This is a genomic window from Paucibacter sp. XJ19-41, assembly GCF_028462495.1.
GTDB lineage: Bacteria > Pseudomonadota > Gammaproteobacteria > Burkholderiales > Burkholderiaceae_C > Roseateles_E.
The window spans coordinates 1-305 of record NZ_JAQOWX010000321.1 but is presented as its reverse complement, the minus strand read 5'-3'; the positions used below and the strand labels follow the sequence as shown (position 1 = coordinate 305).

The window sequence follows — 305 nt, the reverse complement described above, 5'->3', positions numbered from 1 at the left end:
TGAAGCGCCCCGGTTTCCGAGGAGGCTAGTTGGTTTAAGTCAGACGGTCGCGGCCTGACCAGCGCGTTGGCGATGGTAATTGGCTTCGAACTCTGCAGGCGGGACGTAACCCAGCGGCCCCATCAGCCGGTGATGGTTGAACCAGGCCACCCATTCCAGCGTCGCGAGTTCCACCGCCTGCTTGGTCTTCCAAGGTCCTCGCCGGTGAATGACCTCGGCCTTGTAGAGGCCGTTGATGGTCTCGGCCAGCGCGTTGTCGTAGCTGTCGCCCTTGGAGCCCACGGAAGGCTCGATGCCGGCCTCGG

Annotated in this window: 1 protein-coding gene; it reads right to left on the bottom strand. The window is 63.6% G+C overall.

Features of this window, described 5'->3' with window-relative positions; translation table 11 throughout:
• Positions 1-39 precede the first annotated feature (39 nt).
• The coding region (locus PO768_RS29415) for an integrase core domain-containing protein (RefSeq protein WP_272648852.1) at positions 40-305 on the bottom strand (266 nt) is incomplete at its 5' end.